Origin of the sequence: Amycolatopsis sp. NPDC005961 (assembly GCF_040629235.1) — a bacterium.
Lineage (GTDB): Bacteria > Actinomycetota > Actinomycetes > Mycobacteriales > Pseudonocardiaceae > Amycolatopsis > Amycolatopsis camponoti.
In genome coordinates, this window is sequence record NZ_JBEXVF010000003.1 from 153,371 (window position 1) to 179,625 (window position 26,255).

Annotated in this window: 25 protein-coding genes; 17 read left to right on the forward strand and 8 right to left on the reverse strand. The window is 70.1% G+C overall.

Translation table 11 applies throughout. The features are described 5' to 3' along the window. Nucleotides 1-220: 220 nt before the first annotated feature. The 4 genes from ABZ342_RS04165 to ABZ342_RS04180 form a co-directional block, all read right to left on the reverse strand. Nucleotides 221-673: a GNAT family N-acetyltransferase gene (locus ABZ342_RS04165; protein WP_360468575.1), complete on the reverse strand. Its 453-nt coding sequence runs from the start codon at nt 671-673 to the stop codon at nt 221-223. Nucleotides 674-683: 10 nt separating this feature from the next. Then, nucleotides 684-1,085 carry a GNAT family N-acetyltransferase gene (locus tag ABZ342_RS04170; RefSeq protein ID WP_360468577.1) on the reverse strand — a complete coding sequence of 134 codons (402 nt, stop codon included), beginning with the start codon at nt 1,083-1,085 and terminating at the stop codon, nt 684-686. Between the two features lie 68 nt (nt 1,086-1,153). Then, nucleotides 1,154-2,197: an MBL fold metallo-hydrolase gene (locus tag ABZ342_RS04175; RefSeq protein WP_360468748.1), complete on the reverse strand. Its 1,044-nt coding sequence runs from the start codon at nt 2,195-2,197 to the stop codon at nt 1,154-1,156. 104 nt (nt 2,198-2,301) lie between these two features. Beyond that, nucleotides 2,302-3,126 carry a phospholipid scramblase-related protein gene (locus ABZ342_RS04180; RefSeq protein WP_360468579.1) on the reverse strand — a complete coding sequence of 275 codons (825 nt, stop codon included), beginning with the start codon at nt 3,124-3,126 and terminating at the stop codon, nt 2,302-2,304. A gap of 134 nt (nt 3,127-3,260) precedes the next feature. On the opposite strand from ABZ342_RS04180, the gene ABZ342_RS04185 reads away from it, so the two are divergent. From ABZ342_RS04185 to ABZ342_RS04200, 4 genes are all read left to right on the forward strand, one after another. Then, complete coding sequence (locus ABZ342_RS04185; protein WP_360468581.1) at nt 3,261-4,298, forward strand: methionine synthase; 1,038 nt, start codon at nt 3,261-3,263, stop codon at nt 4,296-4,298. An 84-nt stretch (nt 4,299-4,382) separates the two neighbouring features. Beyond that, nucleotides 4,383-5,090 carry a hypothetical protein gene (locus ABZ342_RS04190; RefSeq protein ID WP_360468583.1) on the forward strand — a complete coding sequence of 236 codons (708 nt, stop codon included), beginning with the start codon at nt 4,383-4,385 and terminating at the stop codon, nt 5,088-5,090. A gap of 11 nt (nt 5,091-5,101) precedes the next feature. After that, the gene (gene ligA, locus ABZ342_RS04195) at nt 5,102-7,282 is read left to right on the forward strand and encodes an NAD-dependent DNA ligase LigA (RefSeq protein ID WP_360468585.1); all 2,181 of its coding nucleotides are present in this window, start codon (nt 5,102-5,104) and stop codon (nt 7,280-7,282) included. Then, on the forward strand, nt 7,275-7,769 hold the full coding sequence (locus ABZ342_RS04200) for a GNAT family N-acetyltransferase (protein ID WP_360468587.1): 495 nt from the start codon (nt 7,275-7,277) through the stop codon (nt 7,767-7,769). Before ligA ends, ABZ342_RS04200 begins: the two co-directional genes overlap by 8 nt. A gap of 65 nt (nt 7,770-7,834) precedes the next feature. Here the strand turns inward: ABZ342_RS04200 and ABZ342_RS04205 are convergent, their stop codons facing one another. Beyond that, nucleotides 7,835-8,488, reverse strand: coding sequence for an amino acid-binding protein (locus ABZ342_RS04205; RefSeq protein WP_155545079.1), 654 nt, complete (start codon nt 8,486-8,488; stop codon nt 7,835-7,837). 235 nt (nt 8,489-8,723) lie between these two features. Here ABZ342_RS04205 and gatC point away from each other — a divergent pair, with 235 nt between their 5' ends. From gatC to ABZ342_RS04245, 8 genes are all read left to right on the forward strand, one after another. Continuing rightward, nucleotides 8,724-9,023, forward strand: coding sequence for an Asp-tRNA(Asn)/Glu-tRNA(Gln) amidotransferase subunit GatC (gene gatC / locus ABZ342_RS04210; RefSeq protein WP_360468589.1), 300 nt, complete (start codon nt 8,724-8,726; stop codon nt 9,021-9,023). Then, nucleotides 9,020-10,537 carry an Asp-tRNA(Asn)/Glu-tRNA(Gln) amidotransferase subunit GatA gene (gatA, locus tag ABZ342_RS04215; RefSeq protein WP_360468591.1) on the forward strand — a complete coding sequence of 506 codons (1,518 nt, stop codon included), beginning with the start codon at nt 9,020-9,022 and terminating at the stop codon, nt 10,535-10,537. Before gatC ends, gatA begins: the two co-directional genes overlap by 4 nt. After that, nucleotides 10,534-12,039, forward strand: coding sequence for an Asp-tRNA(Asn)/Glu-tRNA(Gln) amidotransferase subunit GatB (gene gatB, locus ABZ342_RS04220; RefSeq protein ID WP_360468593.1), 1,506 nt, complete (start codon nt 10,534-10,536; stop codon nt 12,037-12,039). Before gatA ends, gatB begins: the two co-directional genes overlap by 4 nt. A gap of 3 nt (nt 12,040-12,042) precedes the next feature. After that, nucleotides 12,043-12,573, forward strand: a complete 531-nt coding sequence (locus tag ABZ342_RS04225; protein WP_360468595.1) for a hypothetical protein — start codon at nt 12,043-12,045, stop codon at nt 12,571-12,573. 581 nt (nt 12,574-13,154) lie between these two features. Next, the gene (locus tag ABZ342_RS04230) at nt 13,155-14,258 is read left to right on the forward strand and encodes a Gfo/Idh/MocA family oxidoreductase (protein WP_360468597.1); all 1,104 of its coding nucleotides are present in this window, start codon (nt 13,155-13,157) and stop codon (nt 14,256-14,258) included. Next, the gene (locus tag ABZ342_RS04235) at nt 14,255-15,175 is read left to right on the forward strand and encodes a PmoA family protein (protein ID WP_360468599.1); all 921 of its coding nucleotides are present in this window, start codon (nt 14,255-14,257) and stop codon (nt 15,173-15,175) included. The genes ABZ342_RS04230 and ABZ342_RS04235 overlap by 4 nt, the downstream gene beginning before the upstream one ends. Further along, nucleotides 15,172-15,921, forward strand: a complete 750-nt coding sequence (locus ABZ342_RS04240; RefSeq protein WP_360468601.1) for a cupin — start codon at nt 15,172-15,174, stop codon at nt 15,919-15,921. The genes ABZ342_RS04235 and ABZ342_RS04240 overlap by 4 nt, the downstream gene beginning before the upstream one ends. After that, entirely contained in the window at nt 15,918-17,060 is a 1,143-nt protein-coding gene (locus ABZ342_RS04245; RefSeq protein WP_360468603.1) for a Gfo/Idh/MocA family oxidoreductase, read from the forward strand. The genes ABZ342_RS04240 and ABZ342_RS04245 overlap by 4 nt, the downstream gene beginning before the upstream one ends. A 42-nt stretch (nt 17,061-17,102) precedes the next feature. On the opposite strand, the gene ABZ342_RS04250 is transcribed toward ABZ342_RS04245, so the two are convergent. After that, the gene (locus ABZ342_RS04250; protein ID WP_360468605.1) at nt 17,103-18,311 is read right to left on the reverse strand and encodes a PQQ-dependent sugar dehydrogenase; all 1,209 of its coding nucleotides are present in this window, start codon (nt 18,309-18,311) and stop codon (nt 17,103-17,105) included. 65 nt (nt 18,312-18,376) lie between these two features. Here ABZ342_RS04250 and ABZ342_RS04255 point away from each other — a divergent pair, with 65 nt between their 5' ends. Together ABZ342_RS04255 and ABZ342_RS04260 are read left to right on the forward strand one after the other, a co-directional pair. Beyond that, nucleotides 18,377-19,285 carry an NAD(P)-dependent oxidoreductase gene (locus ABZ342_RS04255; RefSeq protein WP_360468607.1) on the forward strand — a complete coding sequence of 303 codons (909 nt, stop codon included), beginning with the start codon at nt 18,377-18,379 and terminating at the stop codon, nt 19,283-19,285. A 37-nt stretch (nt 19,286-19,322) separates the two neighbouring features. Continuing rightward, the gene (locus ABZ342_RS04260) at nt 19,323-19,898 is read left to right on the forward strand and encodes a DoxX family membrane protein (RefSeq protein ID WP_360468609.1); all 576 of its coding nucleotides are present in this window, start codon (nt 19,323-19,325) and stop codon (nt 19,896-19,898) included. A 176-nt stretch (nt 19,899-20,074) separates the two neighbouring features. Here the strand turns inward: ABZ342_RS04260 and ilvD are convergent, their stop codons facing one another. Both ilvD and ABZ342_RS04270 read right to left on the reverse strand, forming a co-directional pair. Continuing rightward, on the reverse strand, nt 20,075-21,919 hold the full coding sequence (gene ilvD / locus ABZ342_RS04265; RefSeq protein ID WP_360468611.1) for a dihydroxy-acid dehydratase: 1,845 nt from the start codon (nt 21,917-21,919) through the stop codon (nt 20,075-20,077). Nucleotides 21,920-22,012: 93 nt separating this feature from the next. Further along, nucleotides 22,013-22,462 (reverse strand): PH domain-containing protein, encoded by a 450-nt coding sequence (locus ABZ342_RS04270; RefSeq protein WP_196425500.1) that lies wholly within the window; start codon nt 22,460-22,462, stop codon nt 22,013-22,015. Between the two features lie 346 nt (nt 22,463-22,808). On the opposite strand from ABZ342_RS04270, the gene ABZ342_RS04275 reads away from it, so the two are divergent. The 3 genes from ABZ342_RS04275 to ilvC are packed head-to-tail and all read left to right on the forward strand — an operon-like array spanning nt 22,809 to nt 26,246. Beyond that, nucleotides 22,809-24,692 (forward strand): acetolactate synthase large subunit, encoded by a 1,884-nt coding sequence (locus ABZ342_RS04275; RefSeq protein WP_196425501.1) that lies wholly within the window; start codon nt 22,809-22,811, stop codon nt 24,690-24,692. 1 nt (nt 24,693) lies between these two features. Continuing rightward, nucleotides 24,694-25,200: an acetolactate synthase small subunit gene (ilvN, locus tag ABZ342_RS04280; RefSeq protein ID WP_086842284.1), complete on the forward strand. Its 507-nt coding sequence runs from the start codon at nt 24,694-24,696 to the stop codon at nt 25,198-25,200. 32 nt (nt 25,201-25,232) lie between these two features. Continuing rightward, on the forward strand, nt 25,233-26,246 hold the full coding sequence (ilvC, locus tag ABZ342_RS04285; protein WP_013223583.1) for a ketol-acid reductoisomerase: 1,014 nt from the start codon (nt 25,233-25,235) through the stop codon (nt 26,244-26,246). Nucleotides 26,247-26,255 lie beyond the last annotated feature (9 nt).

The following is a 26,255-nucleotide window of genomic DNA, read 5'->3' on the forward strand; positions in this document are numbered from 1 at the left end:
GGTACGAGGCCTCGCGGGAAATGTCACCGAGATTCAGAAGAATGGGTGGTAAAAGGGAGCGAACGGTCCTTTCGCGCCCTTCGCGACTTGACGTACGCGAATTGATTCGGAATGGTTCGCGTGCGTGTACGTCTGCGTCGCCGATTCCGGGAGGAAGCTGATCGAGTCAACGTCCTATTTGGACAAAGAAGAGTCCGTTGTATTGCAACGACTTCGATGCTCAGAGCGTGAGCTTGAAACCGGTGTGGCTGGGAAGGAAGCCGAGCCGCTCGTAGAACCGGTGAGCGCCGGTCCTCGAGACGTCCGATGTGAGCTGTACGAGTGCGCATCCGCGTTGTCGAGCCTCGTCGATCGCCCAGTGCATGAGGTCGGAGCCGAGCCCGGAGCCGCGATGGTCGGCGTGGATCCGGACGGCCTCGACCTGGCCGCGAAGGGCGCCGCGCCGGGCAAGGCCGGGGATGAGCGTCAACTGCAACGTCCCGACCGGTTCGTCGTCGGCGGTCACGACGACCAGCAACTGGTTCGGATCTGCGTCGATTTGCTCGAAAGCGCTCAGGTAGGGCGCGAGGTCGTGGGGGTCGTCGCGCGCCGCGCCGAGCTGGTCGTCCGCCAACATGCGCACTATCGCGTCGATGTCCTCACGCCGTGCCCTGCGGATCGTGTAGTCGCTCACCGCGCCAGTATCACAGGACGCGGGTGAACCCTTGATAGCTTTGCTCGAACCCGAAGCGCGCGTAGAACTCCCGCAGGTCGGCGCGCTTGAGGCCGGAATCGAGGTGGAGGCGGCTGCAACCTCGTCGACGGGCTTCGTCGATGCCCCAGGTCAGAAGCGCGCTGGTCACTCCGCGCCGCGCGGCGCGGATGCCTTCGAGCAAGCCGCGGGTCGCGCCTTCCCATGCAAGCCCTCGCAGCACCGTCAGCTGGGCGGTGCCGGCGACGCCGTTGACGTCCTCGGCGACGACCAGCGTGACGTGCGGGGTGTTCATGAGCTCTCGAAGTGCGGCTGCCAGCGGCTCGCCCGGCGCACCGAACAGGCGCACGATCGCCTCGATGTCCGTCGCCCTGGCACGCCTGATGACATCCATTTCACCCAGTATGCAGGACGCTCGACCGAGCGTTATAACTGCGACGAAGTGGCTACCCTCAGTGCCGGTCAGGGGATCGTGTAGTGGTGGACACCTTCGACGATCTGGGCGGTCAGTTTGCCCTGGGACACCAGCAGGTCGAGATGTGCCGCAGTCTCGAGGACTGCGAGTGTCTGGTTGAACGAGTCCATTTCGGACAGTTTGCGGTTGCGGCGGGTCCAGCCGATCCGGTGCGCGGCCTCGAAAGCGGTGCTCGCGCCGGCGGTGATCTGGGAGCCGATCGTCTCAAGGCGTTGCCGATGATGTTCCAGCAGTTCGTCGACCCGTGTATGCACGCTTTCGGACACCGGACCGTGCGCGGGAAGCATGCGGCGGTCCGGCATCGCGCGCACCAGGCGCAGCGAGTCGATGAAGTCGTTGAGCGGCAACTCGGCCGGCACGGGCTGGAATCCGATCGAAGGCGTGATGTGCGGCAGCACGTGATCGCCGGAGAACAGCAGATCGGCGGTGTCGTCGACGAACACGACATGGCCGGCCGTGTGACCGGGAGTGGCGACGACGTCGAACTCGCGACCGGGCAGGATCGAGCGTCGTCCCGGAGTCAGCCACTCGTCGGGAGCTTCCCAGAGGTCCGCCTCCGTGTGCCGGCGATCCGTGCCGAAGTCGCGGGCCAAGGCCTCGACGACTTCGCCGGCGCCGGCCTGGAACAGCAGGTCGATCTGGGCCTCCATCGGCAGCCGGTCGGGGTTGCCGGAAGCCTTCAACGACGGCTCTTCGTCCTGGCCCAGAGCGATCTTCGAGCCGAACTCGCGCCGAAGGACGACGGCCTGTGAATAGTGGTCGCGGTGCACGTGGGTCACGAGGAACTCGCTGACGTCGGCCAGTTCCGCACCGATCCCGTCGAGTGCATTCGCGAGCTGTTCCCGAGCTACGTCCAGCGCCCAGCCCGAGTCGACCAGGACCAGCTTCTTGCCGTCGGTGACCGCGTAGACGTTGACCGCGCGCAGAGCATCGTTGGGTAGAGGCAGCGGGATCCGGTAAACGCCGGCCGAGACCTCGTAGATTCCGGGCTCGGTCCAGTTCCTGTCGCTGCTTTCCGGCAACGGTTCCACGGTGACCTCCGTCCCGGCGAGACTGCGATGTCCCGGCCTCCATTCACCCTGAGCCGTGCCGGGCGCGCTGTCCACCTGGGGGAGCTGAGACGCCGGTCACTCGCTCAGTTGGTGTCCTGCTTCAGGGCGGTGTCGATCGTGAGGGCCGCGGCGACCACCATGCTGGCGAGCGGATCGGGCAGCGGGTGGGGGATTTCCACGACGTAGTTGTCGGCGGTGGTGAAGGCGGCCTTGAGGAACCCGCCCCACGTCTTGGTCACTCGGGCGACCTCGGTGTCGGCGTGGTCGCGGATCGAGAAGTTCCAGGCCCGCCAGTTCTCGGCGAAGATCCCGCCCACCGAGCGGCCGTCGACGACGAAGCCGAAGCGGATCTTTCCGAAGACGTTCTCCTGGACGATCTCACCGATCGGAGACTCGTCGGCCCTGGTGACGAGGAAGCGCGACTTGAAGACCTTGGCGGGCCGCGTCACCTTCAGCACGGTGCTGTGGTTGGCGTCCCGGACCTCGAACTTGTGGGTCAGGAACTGGTCGTAGTTGGTGAGCAGCCGGATTGCCTTCTTCAAGGTGCTCTGCCCGACCTCGACGACTCCGCCGAGCCGGTTGCCGTGCTGGTCGAAGACGCCGAACTCGTTGGCCATCTCGATCAGCTTCGCGCGTTGGTTGACCACTAGGACCGGCTCGGTGAACAGCGTCCCGCCGCCGGCGCGCGCGGCTCCTCGGCCGCGCGTCGCGCGACTGACCTGGTCTTGGACGCGTGCCGGATCGTGGGCCCGCTCGATGTCCAGCTCGATCAGCTCGGAGTCGCTCGGTGGCGACGCCTGATCGGCCGGCCGGGTGTTGGTGGTCCAGGCCCGGCCGTCCCACCAACGGTGCAGACGGGGGTCCCGCGCGTCGGGATACCAGCCCGGTTGCGGTGGCGAACTCGTCATGGCGGGTGAGCCTATCCGCGCTGACCCCGCCACGGTGCCGGTAAAGGCAAATGCGGCGTATGTCTGTCTCCGGACGGCTCGGTGCGGCAGCCCGGTCGGCGCCGCCCGCGGGTGGTCGACCAGAATCGGTGGTCGTGAATGAGCGAGCTTGGCCCAGCGGTGCCGCAACGGCGATCGGCTCGATGCCGGGCACGGACCCCGCGGAAGCGGCGGAGATCCTGTTCGGCGAGCTGCCGGACTTCCCGCACCTGCCGGAGTTGCCGGCCCGCGGCGTCGGTGCCGACATGCTCGGCCGCACCGCCGCACTGCTGGTCGACTTGGCCGTCGAGGTCGTGCCGAGCGGCTACCGCGTGGCGGCGCGGCCGGGCCACGAGCACCGCCGGGCCGTCGACCTGCTTCGCTGGGATCTCGACGCCGTGCAGGAGGCGCGGGAGAAGGCCGGCGCCACCCCGCCGGTCTTCAAGGTCCAGCTGGCCGGCCCGTGGACGCTCGGTGCCGGGATCGAACTGCCCCGTGGCCATCGGGTGCTCACCGACCAGGGCGCCTTGCGGGACTTCACGTCCTCCCTGCTGGACGGCCTCGCCGGGCACGTCGCGAAGGTCCAGGCCAGGACCGGGGCACCGGTCGTCGTCCAGTTCGACGAGCCGTCCTTGCCCGCGGTGCTGGCCGGTGGCCTGTCGACGCCGTCCGGCTACGGAAACGTCGCCGCGGTGCCGGAGCCCGAGGCCCGTGACCTGCTCGCGACGGTGATCGACGGCGCGAAGGCGATCACCGGCCGGCCGGTGGTCCTGCACTGCTGCGCCGCGAAGCCACCGCTCGGCCTGCTGCGCGACGCCGGAGCCGACGCTCTGGCTTTCGACCTCGCGGCGCTCGACGGCGCCTCCGCCGCGTTCCTCGACGAGATCGGCGAGGTCTGGGACGGCGGGGCGACGCTGTTCCTGGGCGCGGTCCCGACGAATGCGCCCGGGTCTCCGCTGACCCTGAAGGACGTCGGCGAGCCGGCGTTCCGGCTGGCCGACCGGCTCGGCTTCAACCGCAGCGTCCTCGCCGAACGTGCGGTGCCGACCCCCGCGTGCGGCCTCGCCGGAGCCACGCCGGAATGGATGCGCCGGGCCCTCTCGCTGACGCGCGATCTCGGCAAGGCCTTCCTGGAGCCCCCGGAAGGCTGGTGACGGAATCCGGCGACTCGCCGACGTCCGCGCGGCCCGGCCAGTAGCGTGGCGGGGTAGCCGACCGAACGAGGACCACCCGTAACCATGCGCCTGTTCCGCCGCAAGAACACCGCCGCCGCCGATCCGCCCGACCCGCGCACCGCGTGGCCCGATCAGCACGTACCCGATGACCCGGCGGCGGCCGCGGACGCGTTCTGGCGCGGTTGGTACGACCTGCTGCCGATGATCAGCGCGGCGCTCGGCGAGGGTGAACCGCACCGGGTGGAGCACGAGCTCTGCCAGCTGGTCGAGGCACTGCACCCGCGGCTGCACTTTTCGCTCGAACGTGGTCGCCGGGCGATCTACGCCCTGGTCGTGACCGGTCAGGAGGACCCGGAGCTGCGGCCGTTCACCGACGCGTGGCGGGCCGCGGCGCCGCCGGAAGACGCGATCTGGGAGTACCACGACTCGGTCCCGCCGGTTCCCGATCCGACGGAGGTCACCGTCAACCTCGGCGAGCACCGGATCGCGCTGGCCGACGTCCGGGTCGTCGCGCAGGTCGACGAGGACGAACACGTCGTCGACGTCGCCGTCTTCCACCCGGGCTTCGCCGACCTCGACGAAGCCGCCCGGCGGACCATGACGTTCCTGCCGCTCGACGCGACATTGGGTGAACGTCTGGCCGCCGAACGACTACGGCGCGTGGAGACCGCGGCGGCCGAGCCGGCCGGTGCGATCACCCTTCCGGAGTTCCGTGAACTGGTCCGCGGACTGGCCAGCGGTACCGACGAAATTGTCGGTCCCCCCGACTAGGGTTACCACCCGTGAGCAGCACCGAACTTCCCCAGGACCAGGTTGCGGCGGTCGACGCCCCGGTGGCCGCCGAGGACGTCGCCGACGTCCCGGCCGAGGTTCGCGAGCGGCACGCCGCCCTCGCGGAGGACCTGCGCAACCACCAGTTCCGCTACTACGTCCTGGACTCGCCGATCATCTCCGACGGGCAGTTCGACGAGTTGCTCGGCGAACTGCAGCGGATCGAGGACGCACACCCGTCGCTGGTCACGCCCGAGTCGCCGACCCAGCGCGTCGGCGGCACCTTCTCGACCGAGTTCACCGCGCACGACCACCTCGAGCGCATGCTCAGCCTGGACAACGTGTTCGACCGGGACGAGTTCCTGGCCTGGGTGGAACGCGTCGAGAAGGAGGTCGGCCGCACCGAGTTCCTCGCCGAGCTGAAGATCGACGGCCTGGCGATCAACCTCTTGTACGAAAACGGTCAACTCACCCGGGCGCTCACTCGCGGTGACGGACGGACCGGCGAAGACGTTACGCTGAACATGCGCACTCTGGACCAGGTGCCCGAGACTCTCACAGGCACCGAGCAGTTCCCGGTGCCCGCTCTGGTCGAAGTCCGCGGCGAGGTCTATTTCCGCGTCGAGGACTTCCTCGAGCTGAACGCGAAGATGGTCGAAGCGGGCAAGCCGCCCTACGCGAACCCGCGCAACACCGCGGCCGGTTCGCTGCGCCAGAAGGACCCGAAGATCACCCGTGAGCGCCGGCTGCGACTGATCTGCCACGGTCTCGGCAAGCGCGAGGGCTTCGAGCCGCAGCGCCAGTCGGAGGCGTACGACGCGCTGGCCGCGTGGGGGCTGCCGGTGTCGCCGCACAGCAAGGTCCTGACCACGGCCGAGGAACTCACCGAGCACATCGTCTACTGGGGAGAGCACCGGCACGACGCCGAGCACGAGATCGACGGCGTCGTCATCAAGGTCGACCAGGTCGCGCTGCAGCGCCGGCTGGGCACGACGTCGCGGGCGCCGCGGTGGGCGATCGCTTACAAGTACCCGCCGGAAGAAGCGATCACCACGCTGCTGGACATCCAGGTCGGCGTCGGGCGCACCGGACGAGTGACCCCGTTCGCGGTCACCGAGCCGGTCACGGTCGCGGGGTCGACCGTCGCGCGCGCCACCCTCCACAACCAGGAGGAAGTCAAGCGCAAGGGCGTGCTGATCGGTGACCGGATCGTCATCCGCAAGGCCGGCGATGTCATCCCCGAGGTCCTCGGGCCGGTGGTGGACGCGCGCACGGGCGACGAGCGCGAGTTCGTCATGCCCACCCACTGCCCGGAATGCGGCACCGAGCTCGCCTACCAGAAGGAAGGCGACAAGGACATCCGCTGCCCGAACACGCGGTTCTGTCCCGCGCAGTTGCGGGAACGGCTCTTCCACCTGGCCGGGCGCGGCGCCTTCGACATCGAGGTCCTCGGGTACGAGGCCGCGGTCGCGCTGCTCGATGCGCGGGTGGTCGCCGACGAGGGTGACGTCTTCGACCTGAACGAGGACAGCCTCGCCGAGGTCGAGCTGTTCCGCACGAAGGCCGGCGAGTTGTCCGCGAACGCGCGAAAGCTGCTCGCGAACCTCGACGTGGCCAAAGATCGGCCACTGTGGAAGGTGCTGGTCGCTTTGTCGATCCGGCACGTCGGGCCGACCGCGGCGCAGGCGCTGGCCCGCGAGTTCGGCTCGATCGAGCGGATCGAGCAGGCCACCGAAGAGGAGCTCGCGGACGTCGACGGCGTCGGCCCGACCATCGCGCACGCGACGCAGGAGTGGTTCGAGGTCGGCTGGCACCGGGAGATCGTCGAAAAATGGCGACGCGCCGGCGTGCGGATGGAGGAGGAGCGCGACGAGTCGATCCCGCGCAACCTCGAGGGCCTGTCGATCGTGGTGACGGGTTCGCTCGACGGCTTCTCCCGCGACGAGGCCAAGGAGGTCATCATGGCCCGGGGCGGCAAGGCCGCCGGGTCGGTCTCGAAGAAGACCTCGTTCGTCGTCGTCGGAGATTCGCCTGGTTCGAAATACGACAAGGCCGTGCAACTCAAGGTGCCGGTGCTCGACGAAGCCGGCTTCCGCGTCCTGCTGGAGCGGGGGCCGGAGGCGGCGCAGGAGGTGGCGCTGCCGGCCGGCGACGAGACCGTCGAAGACGAGACTGGGGAGACGGATGGGTGATGTCGAGATCCGGCCACCGCGGCCCGAGGAGTACGCCGCCGCGGGCGAGGTCACGGTCCAGGCTTACGAGGCCGATGGTCACTTGGCCGGTGATGTCGGTTATGACGCGAAGCTGCGTGACGTCGCGAGCCGGGCCGAGCTGGCCGAAGTGCTCGTCGCCGTCGATGCGACGGGGGAGGTGCTTGGCACCGTGACCGTCGTGCGGCCGGGGTCGCCGTACGCCGAAATCTCGCGTCCGGGAGAGCTGGAGTTCCGGATGCTCGCGGTGGCGCCGTCGGCGCGTGGTCGCGGTGTCGGCGAGGCGCTGACGCGGGCCGTGCTCGGCCGTGCGCGGGCGCTGGGCATCCCCAAGGTGGTGTTGAGCAGTCTCGACCGGATGCAAACCGCGCACCGGCTTTACGAGCGGCTCGGGTTCGCGCGCCTGGCCGAGCGGGACTGGCGGCCGTTTCCGCACATCAGCCTGATCGCCTACCAGATCGACGTCTGACTTGGCGTTCGTCGAAAAGGGGACGAGCCGACACGGCCTCGTCCCCTTTTCGGCAACGTGCGGGGCTAGCCGTCGAGGACGACCGCGACGATCCCGGCGAGGTGAGCCAGCCGGGCGACCTCGGCCGCTCGGAAGGCCGGGCCGCCGGGGCGGGCGACGAGCAGCGCCTTGCCCGGCTTGCCCAGCGGCGTGGCCGCCAGCTCGGTGCCCAGTTCCTTCCACGTCTCCGGGATCCAGGCTTCTTCGCCGTCGAGGACCGTCGCGCGCTCGAGCGGCAGCCAGGGCAGGTCGGTGATCGGGGTCTCCGGCGCGGCGCTCGACGACGCCAGCCGGAGGGCGCCGGTCTCGGAGTGTTCGACGATCATCGCCCAGCCGGCGCGCACGATCCGGGGCACGCCTTCGGCCAGGATGTCGAGGCCGGACTTCGGCTGCGCGGCGATCTCTTCGACGAGTTCGAGCTCGCGGTGCGTGTCGAGCACGCCCGCGTAGGGGCGGACAGCGTCCACTTCGACGCCTTCGACACTCTCCGCCGCCGTGATGAGCGCGTCGGGCAGCCGACCGGACGGGAGTTCGACCACCAGGTCGTCGACCGCCACTCCGGTGCCGCGCTCGACGACGTCCACGCTGAGGATGTCGGCGCCCACCGTGCCGAGCGCCGTGGCGACCGCGCCGAGGGTTCCCGGGCTGTCCGGAAGGAGGACCCGGATCAGGAACGACACGACGCGCCCCTCTCGCCTCTGGCGTCCCAGCCTTGCCGTGGGACGCTCGATGCCGGTCGCCGATTGTGACAGACCCACCCGGCCAGCGGACCCTCTGTCCGCCGGGCGGGACGTCGGTGTCGCCGGACGGCACCCGGCCTGCGCCGGGCGTAACCCAGTCGAGTCCGCCGACGTCGTCACCATAGACTTGCAGCTTCCGAGACAACCCGCACAGCACAACCCGGGAGTCACCCGCGTGCCCAACATTTCCCGAGACGAGGTCGCGCACCTCGCGAAGCTGGCCAGGCTGGCCGTGACCGACGACGAGATCGACGTCTTCGCCGGCCAGCTCGACCAGATCCTGGACTCGGTGGCCAAGGTGAGCGAGGTCGCCGCCGCCGATGTGCCGCCGACGTCGCACGCCGTGCCGCTGACGAACGTCTTCCGGGAGGACGTCGTCCGCCCCGGGCTCACGCAGCAGCAGGCGCTGGCCGGCGCGCCGGCCGCCGAGGACGGCCGCTTCCGGGTGCCGCGGATTCTGGGGGAAGAGCAGTGACCGAGCTCATCAAGCTGACCGCCGCGGAACTGGCGGAAAAAATCCACACGCGTGAGGTGTCCGCGGTCGAGGTCACCCAGGCCCACCTGGACCGGATCGCCGAGGTCGACGACCACATCCACGCGTTCCTGCACGTCGACACCGAGGGCGCGCTGGCCGCGGCCAAGGCGGTCGACGAGGGTATCGCCGGTGGCGGCGCGCCCGCGTCGGCGCTGGCCGGCGTGCCGCTCGCGCTCAAGGACGTCCTGACCACCGAGGGCGTGCCGACGACCTGTGGTTCGAAAACGCTCGAAGGCTGGATCCCGCCGTACGACGCGACCGTGACGCGCAAGCTGCGCGAGGCCGGTGTCGTGATTCTCGGCAAGACGAACATGGACGAGTTCGCCATGGGCTCGTCGACCGAGAACTCGGCGTACGGCCCGACGCACAACCCGTGGGACCACGCCCGCATCCCGGGCGGGTCGGGCGGTGGCTCGTCGGCGTCGATCGCGGCGTTCGAGGCGGCCATCGCGATCGGCACCGACACCGGTGGCTCGATCCGGCAGCCCGGGTCCGTCACCGGCACCGTCGGGGTCAAGCCGACCTACGGCGGGGTGTCGCGGTACGGCCTCGTCGCTTTTTCGTCGTCGCTCGACCAGGCCGGGCCGTGCGCGCGGACGGTGCTCGACGCCGCCCTGCTGCACGAGGTCATCGCCGGGCACGACCCGCTGGACTCGACCTCCATCGACGCGCCGGTGCCGCCGGTGGTCGCCGCGGCCCGTCAGGGCATGACGGGTGACCTCAAGGGCGTCAAGGTCGGCGTCGTGAAGGAGTTCGGCGGCGACGGCTACCAGCCGGGCGTGGAGCGGTCGTTCCAGGCCGCGGTCGAGCAGCTGCGGGCGCTCGGGGCCGAGGTCGTCGAGGTCTCTTGTCCGCATTTCGTCTACGCGCTGCCCGCGTACTACCTGATCGCGCCGAGCGAGGCCTCGTCGAACCTCGCGCGGTTCGACGCCATGCGCTACGGCCTGCGCGTCGCCGACGACGGCAACCACAGTGCCGAAGAGGTCATGTCGCTCACCCGCGAGAAGGGCTTCGGCGCCGAGGTGAAGCGGCGCATCATGCTGGGCACCTACGCGTTGTCGTCCGGCTACTACGACGCCTACTACGGCTCGGCGCAGAAGGTGCGCACGCTGATCACGCGTGACTTCGCTGCCGCGTTCGAAAAGGTCGATGTCCTCGTTTCGCCCACGACGCCGACCACGGCGTTCAAGATCGGCGAGCGCGTGGACGACCCGATGGCGATGTACCTCGCCGACCTGTGCACGATCCCGTCGAACCTCGCCGGCAACGCCGCCATGAGTGTGCCGAGCGGGCTGTCCGAGGAAGACGGGCTGCCGGTCGGCCTGCAGATCATGGCCCCGGCGCTCGCCGACGACCGGCTCTACCGCGTCGGCGCCGCCTATGAGGCCGCCCGTGACGCCGCCGCCGGTGGGGCGCTCATCCACAAGGTCCCGGAGCTGGGAGGAACGAAGTGACTGCCGTGGCCGAGTTGATGGACTACGCCGACGTCGTCGAGCGGTTCGACCCCGTGCTGGGGCTCGAGGTGCACGTCGAGCTGAACACCAACACGAAGATGTTCTGCGGCTGCGCCAACGAGTTCGGCGGCGAGCCGAACACGAAGGTCTGCCCGACCTGCCTCGGCCTGCCCGGGGCGCTGCCGGCGCTTAACGGCAAAGCCGTCGAGGGGGCGATCCGGATCGGTCTCGCGTTGAACTGCGAGATCGCCGAGTGGTGCCGGTTCGCCCGGAAGAACTACTTCTACCCGGACATGCCGAAGAACTTCCAGACGTCGCAGTACGACGAGCCGATCGCCTTCAACGGCTACCTCGACGTCACGCTCGACGACGGCGAGGTCGTGCGCGTCGAGATCGAGCGCGCGCACATGGAAGAGGACACCGGGAAGTCGCTGCACGTCGGCGGCGCCACCGGCCGGATCCACGGCGCCGAGCACTCGCTGCTCGACTACAACCGGGCCGGCGTGCCGCTGATCGAAATCGTCACCAAGACGATCGAGGGCACCGGCGAGCGGGCTCCCGAGGTCGCGCGGGCGTACGTGAGCGCGCTGCGGGATCTGCTGCGCGCGCTCGACGTGTCCGACGTCCGCATGGACCAGGGCTCGCTGCGGTGCGACGCGAACGTTTCGCTTATGCCGAAGGGTGCCACCGAGTTCGGCACGCGCACCGAGACGAAGAACGTCAACTCGCTGCGCAGCGTCGAACGGGCCGTTCGCTACGAGATGACGCGGCAGGCGGCGATCCTCGCCGAAGGCGGCAAGATCAAGCAGGAGACGCGGCACTTCCAGGAGGCCGACGGCACCACGTCGCCCGGCCGGACGAAGGAGACCGCGGAGGACTACCGGTACTTCCCGGAGCCCGACCTGGTCCCGATCGCGCCGGCGCGCGAGTGGGTCGAACAGCTGCGTGGCACGCTGCCGGAGATGCCGTCCGAGCGGCGGAAGCGGATCCAGACCGAGTGGTCGCTTTCCGACGAAGCCCTGCGTGACCTGCTGAACGTCGGTGCCGTCGACCTCGTCGCGGCCACGGTCGAGGCCGGCGCTTCGCCGGACGAGGCCCGCGGCTGGTGGGTCAACACCCTGGCGCAGGAGGCGAACGCCCGTGAGGTCGAGCTGGCCGATCTGACGATCACGCCGAAGCAGGTGGCCGAGGTCATCGGGCTGGTGTCCTCCGGCGAGCTGACGAACAAGCTCGCCAAGGAGGTCGTCCAGGGCGTGCTCGCCGGTGAGGGCGAGCCGCGCGAGGTCGTCGAGAAGCGCGGGCTGAAGGTCGTCTCGGACGACTCGGCGTTGCTCGCGGCGATCGACGAGGCCTTGGCGGGGCAGCCGGACGTCGCGGACAAGATCCGCGGCGGCAAGGTCGCCGCGGCGGGCGCGATCGTCGGCGCGGTCATGAAGGCGACCAAGGGGCAGGCCGACGCCAAGCGGGTCCGCGAGCTGATCATCGAACGCGTCGGTTCCTGACCGTTGTCGTTCTCCGTCAAAAGCGTCACCTGGCGCGAGTGGCTCGGCCTGGCGGCCGGGCTGCTCGCGCTGGGCTCGATGTTCCTGCCGTGGACCACGCTGAGCACCAACAAGCCGGACATCGAGGACATCCTCGCGCAGCTGGACCACAGTGACGTCGTCCGCGACGCGTGGCACTCGAGCTTCTTCGCGTGGTGCCCGCCGCTGCCGTTGCTGCTGGCCGGGCTGGTCGTGGTCTTTTTCGGGCGAATCCGGAAGGCGCGGGTCAGCGGCCTGCCGCACCTGTGGCTGGCGGTCGCCGTGGCGGCACTGCTGCTGATGGTCCTCGGCTGGTTCACGCTGGACTGGGAGTTCGACGCCGACCAGCGTGGCATCTTCGACGCCGCCGGCATCGCCATCGGTCCCGGCTTCGGCCGGTTCCTCGGGTTGCTGGCCGCGCTCGTGTCGTGCGTGGCCGCTTTCTTGGACATGCGAGCGGCGCGGGCCGAGAGTCGGCAGCCGCGGAAACGTGAGCCTCGTAGCAAGAGCCGCTGACTCCTTCCCGGCGACCCCGCAACGGTTGAAGTGATGGCGGGCCGGTTTGCGAGGTGACGGCCACGCAACCGCTGAAGGTTGTGGGCTGTAGCGGCCTTCGCTTTCGCTCGGGTCGAGTCGTCCGTTCCGGTTGAGGGCAAGAGGTGACAACGTTGACATTCTTGGCGGCCGTTGCGTGAGAAAGCGCTTTCTGAGACGGTCGAAGAGGCGGGCCGCAGAAGGCTGTGGGCGGTCGACGGGAGAAACCGGCGACGTTGCCGAAGGATCTGCACGGCGAACGGAATCTGCCAATGACGGGTCTCTGCGGCGGAGGGAGTGCCTCGGCGGCGAGCCGCCAGGCGGAGGGAGTGCTTCGGCGGCGGGGCCGCCAGGCGGGAGGCGTACTTCGGCGGTGGGCCGGCCGGAGGGCGCGCTTCGGCGGCGGGGCTGCCAGGCGGAAGGCGTGCGCCGCCGAAAGTCTGTCCGGCGTTAGCGGTGCGCAGGCGGAAGAGTCGAGCGGCGCATAGCGAGTCGCGAGGGCCCGCGACCCGCGAGGGTCCGGCGGTGGAAGGCGTGCGACGGGCGGCGAGAAGGAGTGCGGGTTGGCTCAAGGAAAACGCTTGCGGGTTGCCGTCGTCGGCGCTGGGGCTATTGCTGACAGCCACCGCGTCGCCTACCAAGCTCGCCGGGATGATGTCGATCTCGTGGCCGCTGCCGATGTCGATGAGGGTCGGGCCCTTGCCTTCTGTGCGGCCACCGAGCACGCCAAGCCCTATCGCGATCTCGATTCCCTGCTCGCCGAGCAGGAACCCGACCTCGTCTCGATCTGCACACCGCCGGGGCTGCACGTCGAACAGACCAAAAGAGTCCTCGAGTGCGGTGCCTGGGTCTGGTGCGAGAAGCCGCCTTGTCGCTCGCTCGCCGAGTACGACGAGATGACCTCCGCCGAACTCGAGGGGGGTCCGTATGTCTCTTTCGTCTACCAGCAGAGGTCCGGGTCCGGCGTTGCCCAATTCCGGGAACTGCTCGCGAAGGGCGAACTCGGGCGTCCGCTCGTCGCGCATTGTCAGACCACCTGGTACCGCGATGCCGGCTACTACGCCGTTCCGTGGCGTGGTCGTTGGGCGACCGAAGGCGGTGGGCCGGCCATGGGTCACGGCATTCACCAGATGGATCTGCTGCTCCACCTGCTCGCCGACGACGGCGACGAAGTCAGCGGGGACGGCGAATGGGCCGAAGTCCAGGCGATGACCGCACGGCTCGTCCACGACGTCGAGACCGAGGACGTCTCCACCGCGCTCGTGCGGTTCGGGTCCGGGGCGCTGGCCACCGTCGTCAACAGCGTCCTTTCGCCCGACGAAGTCAGCCGGATCCGGATCGACTGCGAGCGGGCCACCGTCGAGCTCACGCACCTCTACGGCCACCGGGCCGAAAACTGGCGGTACACCCCCGCTCCGCACGTTGCCGGAATTCCGACCGAACCGGCCGAGGACGTCGGCAGCTCGCACGCCGCCGCGCTCGGGCCCATTTTGGACGCCTATCGGACCAGGCGGCGGCCTCCGTGCAGCGGGGCTGACGGGCGGCGGGTGCTGGAGTTCGTCGCCGCTCTCTACAAGGCCGCCTTCACCGGGCGAATCGTGCGCCGCGGGGAGATCGGGCCTGGGGATCCCTTCTACCGGGACATGGCCGGGGTGAGCGCGGGATGAGCGCGGCGATCACCGTCACGCACCGGCACGGCGACCGCGTGACCGTCGAGGCCGCCGGGGTCCCGCTCATGTCCTATGTGTACAAACCGGACCCCGTCGCCTACGAGTCGCGCAAGCCCTACACCCACCCGCTGCGCACGCTGCGGGGCCGGCGCGTCAGCGGCTACCGGCCTGCCGACCACCGGTGGCACAAGGGCCTGCAGATGACGTCGAGCCACCTGTCCGGCCAGAACTTCTGGGGTGGCCACACCTACGTCCCCGGCCACTGGTACCAGGACCTGCCCGACCGCATCGGCTCGATGCGCCACGACGGGTTCGCCGGCTTCACCGTCGATGGCGATCGGCTGACCTTCACCGAACGGCTCACCTGGGTCGCCCACCGCGGTGACGAGTGGGCGCGCGAGCGGCGGGACATCGTCGTCCACTCCGTCGAACCCGGCGAGGGTGCCTGGGCGATCGACTGGGGCATCGAACTGACCAACGTCCGCGACGCGCCGCTCGTGTTCGGCAGTCCGACCACCGCCGGCCGCGAGCAGGCCGGGTACACCGGGCTGCACTGGCGGGGCCCGCGTGACTTCGGCGGTGGCCGCGTCTTCGGGCCCGGTGGTCTCGACGGCGACGACATGATGGGCACGCAAGCGCCGTGGCTGGCCTTCGTCGGCGAACACGACGACGTCGACGCGCACTCGACGCTCGTCTTCGCGCATTCGCCGGAAAACGACGAGGCGATCCACGAGTCGCACTGGTTCGTCCGGAGCAAGGACACGCCCATGGTGGCCTTCTCGTGGGCGTTCTTCGAAGAGTTCGCCCTCCCGCCGGGGGAGAGCTTCACGTACCGCTACCGGGTTGTCGTCGCGGATGGAGCGTGGGACCGCGATCAGGTGACCGGGTACCTCGACAGGCACGGATGGTCATGAACGAATTCCCCCTACCGGGTGGCATCGGCGTTTCGCACCTGCGCGCCTACGACTGGGAAGCCGAGGACGGTGTCCGCGGGGGCAGCCCGCACCTGCACCTCGCCTGCACCGAGGCCTACGTCGTCACTGCCGGGCGTGGCGCCGTCCAGACGCTGAGCACCGGCGGGTACGCCGAGACGCCGCTCGAGCCCGGTGTGATCGCGTGGTTCGCGCCGGGGACCATCCACCGGATGGTGCAGGGCGGTGGCCTGCGCGTCACCGTCCTCATGCAGAACAGCGGCCTGCCCGAGGCGGGTGACGCCGTGTTCACTTTTCCGCCCGACGTGCTCGCGGATGCGGAGACCTACGCCGAGGCTGCCGCGTTGCCGAAAACCGACGAGGCCGCCAAAAGGCGTCGTGACCTGGCGGTTCGCGGCTACCTGCCGCTACGCGAAGCGCTGCTGGACGGCGATGCCGAGCCGCTGCGGACTTTCCACCGGGCGGCCGTCGCGCTGGTGTCGCCGAAAATCGGAGACTGGGTACCGCGCTGGCAGGCCGGGGCGCTGAAGGCCGCCGAACTGACCGGCGCGCACCTCAAGGCCCTCGCCGACGGCGACGGGAGCCACCTCGACCAGTCGGGCGTCCGGGTCGCGACCCCGTCGAACCCCGACGGCTACGGCATGTGCGGGCGTCGCGCGGAATACGACATCCCGGGTGTCACCTCGCCGTACGGCGAGGAAGCCCTCGACCAGGAAGGCCGGCGATGAACCAGACCGCCATCGGAGTGCTGCTCAACGGGGTCACCGGCCGGATGGGCTACCGGCAGCACCTGCTCCGGTCGGTGCTGGCCATCCGCGAGCAGGGCGGCGTCGAGCTACCCGACGGCACCCGCGTGCAGCTCGAACCGATCCTCGCCGGGCGCAACGCGGCGAAACTGAAGGAACTCGCCGACCGGCACGGCTTGACCGCGTGGACGACCGACGTCGATTCGGCGCTGGACGACGTCCGGATCTACTTCGACGCGCAGCTGACGTCGGCGCGCGAGCCGTCCGTGCGCAAAGCGATCGCCGCCGGCAAGCACGTCTACGCCGAGAAGCCCCTGGCCGACACGTTGCCCGCGGCCCTGGAGCTGGCCGGGCTCGCGCGGGACGCCGGGATCTGCCACGGCGTCGTCCACGACAAGCTGTTCCTCCCCGGGCTGCGGAAGCTGCGGCGGCTGGTCGACGGTGGGTTCTTCGGCCGGATCCTGTCCGTGCGCGGCGAGTTCGGCTACTGGGTCTTCGAGGGCGACTGGCAGGAGGCGCAGCGGCCGAGCTGGAACTACCGCGCCGAGGACGGCGGCGGGATCGTGCTCGACATGTTCTGCCACTGGAACTACGTGCTGGAGAACCTCTTCGGCGCGGTCCGCGCCGTGACCGCGAAAGCGACCACGCACATCCCGCGCCGCTGGGACGAGCAGGGCGAGCCGTACGCGGCGACGGCCGACGACGCCGCGTACGGCATCTTCGAACTCGAGTCGGGGGCCATCGCGCAGATCAACTCGTCGTGGTCCACGCGGGTCTTCCGGGACGAGCTGGTCGAGTTCCAGGTCGACGGCACCGAGGGCAGCGCCGTCGCCGGCCTGCGGCGCTGCCGCGTCCAGCACCGCTCGGCGACGCCGAAGCCCGTGTGGAACCCCGACCTGCCGGCCACCGAGCCCTTCCGCGAGCAGTGGCAGGAGGTGCCGGACAACGCCGAGTTCGACAACGGCTTCAAGGCGCAGTGGGAGGAGTTCGTCCGGGACGTCGTCGCCGGGCGGCAGCACCGCTACGACTTCTTCTCCGCCGCGCGCGGGCTGCAGCTCGCAGAGGCCGGGTTGACGTCGTCGGCGGAGGGACGACGGATCGAGCTGAAGCCGCTGGCGTGAGCCGGTCCAGGCGCGGCGACCCGGAAGCGCGCCGCCGCCGGGTCAGTCCTTGCTGTTGCCGCCGCCGGCCATCGTCGGCGTGATCAGCACGACGCGGTCGTCGCTCGAGACCGGCGTGCCGCCGTCCTTGTTGACCGTGCCCGCCACCGCGAGCTGCGGGTTGATCATGCTCATCCCGGCGAGCCGCCCGAACGTCTCCGGCGGCTTGCCGGTCTTCCCGTCCAGGACGACCAGGGGTTTCCCGGTGACCGCGCCGTCCTTCGACACGGGAACGTCCTGCAGGTTGCCCGCCAGCGACGCGCCGACCGCGACGTAGCCGCTCGCGTCGACGAAGTCCGCGCAGCCCGCGACGCCCGGCTTGTCCGGCCACGTCCACGCCGGCGTCGCCAGCGGCTGCCCGGCCTGCACCCGGTAGAGGGTGTCCTTGTCGGCGAGCCGGTCGGTGACCCAGACGCGGCCACCGTCGGCGGACGCGCACAGCCCGCCCGGGGCGTGCAGCCCGGCCGCCACGGTCAAGGAGCCGTTCGGGTTGCCCGCCGCGGCCTTGCCGGACGTGTCGATCCGCAGCACCTTCCCGGCGAGGGAGCTCGGGTCGGCCGCGGCGTTGGGGTCGCCCGCGTCGCCGGTGGCGACCAGCAGCGCGCCGCGGTTGTCGGCGCTGATCGCGCCGCGGTTGCCGGTCGCGCCCTTCGGGATCCCGGTGAGCACCGGCTTGGCGGCCTGGCCCTTGGCGAAGCGCACGACGCGGTTGTCCGTCGCCGTGGTCACATACGCGAACACGAGCTGGTCCTCGACGTACGACGGCGACAGCGCGAGTCCTGTCAGGCCTCCGTCGCCGGCCGCCTGGACGTCGAGCTTCGCGAAGTCCGTGGCGTCCTTGCCCGCCGTCGCCAGCATGACGCGGCCGCTCTTGCGCTCGCCGGCCAGCGCGCTCGGCGTCGAGCCGTCACCCGGCAGGCCGGCCACGGCGGCGACGGTGTCCAGGCAGGTCGCGATCACCGCCGGGTCGAAGTCCTTGCAGCCCTGCGGCGGCGGCACGGGGGTGGGTGACTGGCCGGGCCGCGCCTGCTTGCCGTCGCCGCCGGAATCCGAGCCGGGCCCCTGGACCTCGGGCGGCGATTCGGGGCTGGGCACGGGCGCGGGGCTGAAGGTCTGGCCCGCCGCGGTGTCGTCGAACCGCGCGCACCCGGCGGGCAGCAGGACGCCGCAGGCGAGGATCGCCAACAGGGCCGAGCGGTACCGGGTGCGCATGATCGCCCAGCCTAGGGCCCGGTGCGTGAACCATGGGTGAGTACTCCTGGATTACGTTGGGGATCATGACGCTGACCGTGCTGGTGCCCGACGACGAGGGCCTGACCGTGCTCGCCGAGGTGCCGCGGGTGCTGCCCGTGCGCCATCAGTGGGGCGAGCAGGTGCCGCCCGAGGCGGCGAAAGCCGAGGTACTCATCCCCGGCAAGCACCCGCCGGGCGAGGAGCTGTGGCGCACGCTGCCGAACCTGAAGCTGATCCAGCTGCTCTCCGCGGGCGCCGAGGACTGGGTCGGCAAGGTGCCCGACGGCGTCCTGCTCTCGACCTGCCGGGGCGCGCACGGCGGGAGCACCGCCGAGTGGGTCGTCGCGGCGCTGCTGTCGATGTACCGGAAGCTGGACGTCTTCGGCGCGGCCCAGCGCGAAGGCCGGTGGGAGCGGCAGAGCACCGACACGCTGCAGGGCAAGCGCGTGCTCGTCATCGGCGCCGGTGACCTGGGGCAGCACCTGCGGCGGCGGCTCGAGCCGTTCGACGCGCGCTGCACGATGGTCGGGATGACCGCGCGCGACGGCGTGCACGGCGTGCGGGAGCTGCCCGCGCTGCTCGGCCTGCACGACGTCGTCGTGCTGATGGTGCCGCTGACCTCGCGCACCCGCGGGATGGTCGACGCGGAGTTCCTCGCCGAGATGCGGGACGGCGCGGTGCTGGTCAACGTCGCCCGCGGCGCCGTCGTGGACACCGACGGCCTGGTCGCCGAATTGACCACGGGCCGGCTGCGCGCCGCGCTCGACGTCACCGATCCCGAGCCGCCGCCGCCCGGGCACCCGCTGTGGACGGTGCCGGGGCTGCTGCTGACCCCGCACGTCGGCGGGGCCGTGCGCGGCGTGCGGGGCCGGTCCTACGCCGTCGCCGCGGCCGAGATCGCGCGGTACGCCGGCGGAGAGCTGCCGGACAACCTCGTGCACGGGGAGTACTGAGCTCGCCAGGCCCGCGCCGATCCCCTACCCTTCGCGCGTGAGCAGTGGAGACGACTTTTCGCAGCAGCCCACCAGCCTCCTCTCGGACGTCGAGGACGACGGACCCGACGACACCCCGCGCCAGGGAGGGCTGGGCCTCGGCCTGCTGATCTTGCGGCTGGCGCTCGGCGTGACCATGGGTGCGCACGGCCTGCAGCACCTGTTCGGGCTGTTCGGCGGGCCCGGTATCGGCGGGTTCGCGCGGATGCTGGAGACGTTCGGCTACCACAAGCAGACGACGTTGCTGTCCTGGATCACGGGGATCGCCGAGGTCGGCGGCGGGGTGCTGGTGATCGTCGGGCTCTTCACGCCGCTCGCGGCGGCGGCCCTGCTCGGGGTGGCGGCGAACGCCGTGTACGCGAAGTTCCACGGTGGGTTCTTCGAGGGGCAGGGGCAGGGTTTCGAGTTCGAGCTGCTGCTGGGGGCTTCGGCGTTGAGCCTGCTGTTCACCGGCTCGGGGCCGATTTCGCTGGAGCGGAACACGCCTTGGCGGAAGCGGCCGTTGCCGTTGGGGCTGGTGTCGCTGCTGCTGGCCGCCGCGGCGGCTGTGGTGGTCATCGTTTTGACGCGTTAGGGCTGGGGACAACTCGGCGGCGCGGGGCGGGCCTGTGGACAACCCGCCCTTGCCGACCGGGAAGTGTCGGTGCTCGCCGGTAACGTTGAAACCGGGGGTCCCCCTCACGGCCGGGGTCCCTGGACGCCGAAAAGGCCGCCCCGGAAACGGGACGGCCTTCGCGGCTTGAGCCAGGCTTACTTGTTCACGTCGCGGACCGCGCCGGTGTCCGCCGACGTCGCCATTCGCGCATACGCTCGCAGCGCCGCCGTCACCGGGCGCTGGCGGTCCTTCGGCTGCCACGGCCGCTCCGATGCCTCCATCTTCGACCGCCGCTCCGCCAGGATCTCCGGGTCCACCAGCAGCTCCAGCCGGCGCTCGTGGATGTCCAGCAGGATCCGGTCGCCGTTCTCCACCAGGGCGATCAGGCCGCCTGCCGCCGCCTCCGGGGAGATGTGGCCCACCGAAATGCCCGATGATCCGCCCGAAAACCGGCCGTCCGTGATCAGGGCGCACTTCTTGCCGAGGCCGGATCCCTTGAGGAACGCCGTCGGGTGCAGCATCTCCTGCATGCCCGGGCCGCCCGCCGGACCTTCGTAGCGGATCACCAGCACCTCGCCCGGCTGGATCTCCTTCTTGAGGATCGCCGACACGGCCTCCTCCTGGCTCTCCAGCACCCGCGCCGGGCCCTCGAAGTGCCACAGGTCCTCGTCGATGCCCGCCGCCTTGATCACCGCGCCGTTCTCGGCGAGGTTGCCGCGCAGGATCGCCAGGCCGCCGTCCTTCGTGTACGCGTGCTCGACGTCGCGGATGCACCCTCCCGCCGCGTCCGTGTCCAGCGAAGACCACCGGTTCGAGGTCGAGAACGCCTGCGTCGTGCGGACTCCGCCCGGTGCCGCGTGGAAGAGCTCCAGAGCAACAGCGGAAGGCGAGGAAGCCCGGATGTCCCAAGAACCGAGCCACGACTCGATGTCCGGGGAGTGGACCGACCGGACGTCGGTGTTCAGCAGGCCGCCGCGGTACAGCTCGCCGAGGATCGCCGGGATTCCGCCGGCCCGGTGGACGTCTTCCATGTGGTAGTCGGAGTTCGGCGCCACCTTCGACAGGCACGGCACGCGGCGGCCGATCGCGTCGATGTCGGCGATCGTGAAGTCGACCTCTCCCTCCTGGGCGGCGGCGAGGATGTGCAGCACCGTGTTGGTCGAGCCGCCCATCGCCATGTCGAGGGCCATCGCGTTCTCGAACGCCTCGCGAGTGGCGATCGAGCGCGGCAGGGCCGACTCGTCGTCGTTTTCGTACCAGCGCTTGCACAGCTCGACGACCGTGCGCCCGGCCTCCTCGAACAGCGCGCGGCGGGCGGCGTGCGTCGCCAGCGTGGAACCGTTGCCCGGCAGGGAGAGGCCCAGCGCCTCGGTGAGGCAGTTCATCGAGTTCGCGGTGAACATGCCGGAGCACGAGCCGCAGGTCGGGCAGGCCGAGCGCTCGACGATGTCCAGCCCGTCCTCGTCGACCTCGGGGCTGGCCGACGCGGCGATCGCCGTGATCAGGTCGGTCGGCGCCTGCGCGACACCGCCCACGACGACGGCCTTGCCGGCCTCCATCGGCCCGCCGGAGACGAACACGACCGGGATGTTCAGCCGCATCGCGGCGTTGAGCATGCCCGGGGTGATCTTGTCGCAGTTGGAGATGCAGACGAGGGCGTCGGCCTGGTGCGCGTTGACCATGTACTCGACCGAGTCGGCGATGATCTCGCGCGAGGGCAGCGAGTAGAGCATGCCGGAGTGGCCCATCGCGATGCCGTCGTCGACGGCGATCGTGTGGAACTCGCGCGCGACGCCGCCGGCTTCCTTGACCGCGCCGGCGACGATCTCGCCGAGGTCCTTGAGGTGCACGTGGCCGGGCACGAACTGGGTGTAGGAGTTGGCGATCGCCACGATCGGCTTGCCGAAGTCGCTGTCGGTCATGCCGGTGGCGCGCCAGAGCGAGCGGGCGCCGGCGGCGTTGCGGCCGTGGGTGGTGGTCCGGGAACGGAGAGGCGGCACGGCGAACTCCCAGGTCGGATGCGGGGCCAGGCGGAGGTCCGGGACGCTCCGGCGAAACTGGTCCTACCAATTTAGCCCACGGGTGCCCGGGGGTTACTCGCTGGGCGACGTCTCGGGCTTGGCCGGCTTGACGTCGTCGGCGCTCAGCAGGCCGCTCGGGTCGGCGACGAGACCCTCGCTGACCAGCGAAAGCACCGGCAGGTGCCGGGTACGCACGGTCGGCAGCGGCACCTTCGTGTCGTCCTCGAGCACGGCCTGGACGCGCGACTTCTTGGTGATCGCCAAGCCCTTCAGTGCCGACCACGGCACGTCGCGGTGGCCGAACATCGTGCGGACCGCCAGCCCCGAGCGCGTCGCGACCGTGCGGGTCCGGATCACGAACACCGCGAGCGCGATCGGGAAGATGTAGAGCCATTGCAGGTACGGGATCTCGCCGAGCGCGATCGGCGTCACGCAGATCGTCAGGAGGGCGATCGCCATGAACGACGTGCGGGGGATCCGGAAGACGGCCTTCCGGCCTTCGTCCTGCTCTTTTTCGGCCACCCCGAAATGGTGCACCGCCCCGCGGACCGGCCCGGACCCGGGTCGGACGCCAGTGACGTGCGCCGCCCACGTGTCCACGATGCGGACACGCCATCCCGCAGAGTTGACACCTGAGAGACCTTCGGACTAGCGTCAGCGTCGTGACACCGCTGACCGGCCTCGTACTTCCCAAGCGCGTCGACGCTTAGGGAAGACTTTCCGCTGCGTCGACGCGCGAACCCTCGTGCGACCTTACGGTCGGCGAGGGTTTTTTGTTGCCCTAGGGAAGAGATTCCCCGCCCCACCGCACCGATAGAGCTCAAAAAAGACCCGAACGAGTGACACCGAGACCCACGAGGCAGAACCGATGACCAGTGCCACGTCGCGCAGCGACGCGAAACCCGGGCCGACGCCCGGAACGCCCGGAGCACGTCCGAAGCCGGCGCCCCCGGCGGGAACCCCGGTGCGCGTCACCGGCGCGCAGTCCCTCGTGCGCTCGCTCGAGGCGGTCGGCGCCGAGGTGGTCTTCGGCATTCCGGGCGGCACCATCCTGCCCGCCTACGACCCGCTGCTGGACTCGACGAAGGTCCGCCACATCCTGGTCCGCCACGAGCAGGGCGCGGGCCACGCCGCCACCGGCTACGCGCAGGCCACCGGCAAGGTCGGCGTCTGCATGGCGACCTCGGGCCCCGGCGCGACCAACCTCGTCACCCCGCTGGCCGACGCGAACATGGACTCCGTCCCGGTCGTCGCCATCACCGGGCAGCAGTCCCGGGCGCTGATCGGCACCGACGCGTTCCAGGAAGCCGACATCTGCGGCATCACCATGCCGATCACCAAGCACAACTTCCTCGTCACGGACCCCGCGGAGATCCCGCGGACCATCGCCGAGGCGTTCCACCTGGCTTCGACGGGACGGCCCGGCCCGGTCCTGGTGGACATCCCCAAAGACGTGCTGCAGGAGATGACCTCGTTCTCCTGGCCGACCGAGCTGCGGCTCCCGGGTTACCGCCCGACGCTGCGCCCGCACGGCAAGCAGGTCCGCGAAGCCGCGAAGCTCATCGCGAAGTCGCGCCGCCCGGTGCTCTACGTCGGCGGCGGCGTCATCAAGGCGGACGCGCACGAGCAGCTGAAGCAGCTCGCCGAGCAGACCGGCATCCCGGTCGTCACGACGCTGATGGCGCGCGGCGCGTTCCCGGACTCGCACCCGCAGCACCTCGGCATGCCGGGCATGCACGGCTCGGTCGCCGCGGTCGCCTCGATGCAGCGCTCCGACCTCCTGATCGCGCTCGGCGCTCGGTTCGACGACCGGGTCACCGGCCAGCTGGAGTCGTTCGCGCCGGACGCCGCGATCGTGCACGCCGACATCGACCCGGCCGAGATCTCCAAGAACCGCAAGGCCGACGTGCCGATCGTCGGCGACTGCAAGGAGATCATCGGCGAGCTGATCACCGCGGTGACCACGGAGTTCGAGCACGGCGGCAAGCCCGACCTGACCGACTGGTGGACGCTGCTCGACGACTGGCGCAAGACCTACCCGGCCGGCTACGAGTGGCCCGACGACGGTTCGCTGTCGCCGCAGTACGTCATCGAGCGGATCGGCGAGCTCGTCGGCCCGGACGCGGTGTACGCCGCCGGTGTCGGCCAGCACCAGATGTGGGCCGCGCAGTTCGTCAAGTACGAGAACCCGCGTACCTGGATCAACTCCGGCGGTCTCGGCACCATGGGCTACGCGGTGCCCGCCGCGATGGGCGCGCAGTTCGGCGTCCCCGGCACGCCGGTGTGGGCGATCGACGGCGACGGCTGCTTCCAGATGACCAACCAGGAGCTGGCCACCTGCGCCATCGAGGGTGCGCCGATCAAGGTCGCCGTCATCAACAACGGCAACCTGGGCATGGTCCGGCAGTGGCAGAACCTCTTCTACTCGGAGCGGTACTCCAACACCGACCTCGGCACGCACAAGCACCGGATCCCGGACTTCGTGCTGCTGGCCGAGGCCCTGGGTTGTGCGGGCCTGCGCTGCGAGACGAAGGAAGACGTCGACGCCACCATCCGCCGGGCCATGGAGATCAACGACCGTCCCGTCGTGATCGACTTCGTGGTGGGGAAGGATGCCCAGGTGTGGCCGATGGTCGCCGCGGGCACCGGCAACGACGAGATCATGGCGGTCCGGGGCATCCGGCCGCTGTTCGACGACGACGAGGTTTCGGTGGAGACCACGGAAGCCGCCGCGGAAGGTGGCGAGCACTGAGATGACCGTCCACACGCTGAGTGTCCTGGTCGAGAACAAGCCCGGTGTGCTCGCGCGCGTTTCCGGCCTGTTCTCCCGCCGCGGTTTCAACATCGAGTCCCTCGCCGTCGGGCCCACGGAGAACCCCGAGGTGTCCCGCATGACGATCGTGGTCGCTGTCGAAGAGCTACCGCTCGAGCAGGTGACCAAACAGCTCAACAAGCTGGTCAACGTGATCAAGATCGTCGAGCTGGAGCAGTCGACCGCCGTGCAGCGCGAACTGCTGCTCGTGAAGGTTCGCGCCGACAACACCGTGCGCAGCCAGGTCCTCGAAACCGTCCAGCTCTTCCGCGCCAAGGTGGTGGACGTCTCCCCGGAGGCACTCACCGTCGAGGCCACCGGGACGTCCGACAAGATCGGTGCGCTGCTGCGGATGCTGGAGCCGTATGGCATCCGCGAGCTGGTGCAGTCAGGCATGGTCGCGGTGGGGCGGGGCGCCCGTTCCATCACCGCCACATCACCGCGTTAACGAAGTAAGTCAGGAAAGGAAGCAGTACCCCCATGGCAGTGGAAATCTTCTACGACGACGACGCCGACCTCTCGATCATCCAGGGGCGCAAGGTCGCTGTCATCGGCTACGGCAGCCAGGGCCACGCCCACTCGCTGAGCCTGCGCGACTCCGGCGTCGACGTCCGCATCGGCCTGCCCGAGGGGTCCAAGTCGCGGGCGAAGGCCGAGGAGCAGGGCCTGCGCGTGCTCACCCCAGCCGAGGCGTCGGCCGAGGCCGACCTGATCATGATCCTGGCTCCGGACACGAAGCAGCGCTTCATCTACGAGCAGGACATCGCGCCGAACCTCAAGGACGGCGACGCGATCTTCTTCGGGCACGGCTTCAACATCCGCTACGACCTGATCAAGCCGCCGGCCAACGTCGACGTCGCGATGGTCGCCCCGAAGGGCCCGGGCCACCTGGTCCGCCGCCAGTTCGTCGACGGCAAGGGCGTCCCCGCGCTCATCGCGGTCGAGCAGGACGCCTCCGGCAACGCCCAGGCGCTCGCCCTCTCCTACGCGGCCGCCATCGGTGGTGCCCGCGCCGGCGTCATCAAGACGACGTTCACCGAGGAGACCGAGACCGACCTCTTCGGCGAGCAGGCCGTGCTCTGCGGTGGCGCGTCCGCGCTGGTGCAGACCGGTTTCGAGGTGCTCACCGAGGCCGGCTACGCCCCGGAGATCGCCTACTTCGAGGTGCTGCACGAGCTGAAGCTGATCGTCGACCTCATGTACGAGGGCGGCATCGCGCGCCAGCGCTACTCGATCTCCGACACCGCCGAGTACGGCGACCTGACCCGCGGCCCGCGCGTCATCTCGCCGGCGGTCAAGGAAGAGATGAAGAAGATCCTCGGCGAGATCCAGGACGGCACGTTCGCCCGCGAATGGGTCGCCGAGGACGAGGCCGGCCGGCCGAACTTCACCAAGCTCGAGGAGCAGGGCAACCAGCACCCGATCGAGGCGACCGGCAAGAAGCTGCGCGACCTCATGTCGTGGGTGGACCGGCCGATCACCGAGACCGCCTGACGCTTTTCG

Excerpts from the sequence above, each read along its gene's own strand:
- ABZ342_RS04170 (WP_360468577.1), bottom strand. The coding sequence starts at position 1,085 with ATGGATGTCATCAGGCGTGCCAGGGCGACGGACATCGAGGCGATCGTG.
- ABZ342_RS04180 (WP_360468579.1), bottom strand. The coding sequence starts at position 3,126 with ATGACGAGTTCGCCACCGCAACCGGGCTGGTATCCCGACGCGCGGGAC.
- ABZ342_RS04190 (WP_360468583.1), top strand. The coding sequence starts at position 4,383 with ATGCGCCTGTTCCGCCGCAAGAACACCGCCGCCGCCGATCCGCCCGAC.
- ABZ342_RS04200 (WP_360468587.1), top strand. The coding sequence starts at position 7,275 with ATGGGTGATGTCGAGATCCGGCCACCGCGGCCCGAGGAGTACGCCGCC.
- ABZ342_RS04235 (WP_360468599.1), top strand. The coding sequence starts at position 14,255 with ATGAGCGCGGCGATCACCGTCACGCACCGGCACGGCGACCGCGTGACC.
- ABZ342_RS04240 (WP_360468601.1), top strand. The coding sequence starts at position 15,172 with ATGAACGAATTCCCCCTACCGGGTGGCATCGGCGTTTCGCACCTGCGC.
- ABZ342_RS04245 (WP_360468603.1), top strand. The coding sequence starts at position 15,918 with ATGAACCAGACCGCCATCGGAGTGCTGCTCAACGGGGTCACCGGCCGG.
- ABZ342_RS04250 (WP_360468605.1), bottom strand. The coding sequence starts at position 18,311 with ATGCGCACCCGGTACCGCTCGGCCCTGTTGGCGATCCTCGCCTGCGGC.
- ABZ342_RS04255 (WP_360468607.1), top strand. The coding sequence starts at position 18,377 with ATGACGCTGACCGTGCTGGTGCCCGACGACGAGGGCCTGACCGTGCTC.
- ABZ342_RS04275 (WP_196425501.1), top strand. The coding sequence starts at position 22,809 with ATGACCAGTGCCACGTCGCGCAGCGACGCGAAACCCGGGCCGACGCCC.
- ilvN (WP_086842284.1), top strand. The coding sequence starts at position 24,694 with ATGACCGTCCACACGCTGAGTGTCCTGGTCGAGAACAAGCCCGGTGTG.
- ilvC (WP_013223583.1), top strand. The coding sequence starts at position 25,233 with ATGGCAGTGGAAATCTTCTACGACGACGACGCCGACCTCTCGATCATC.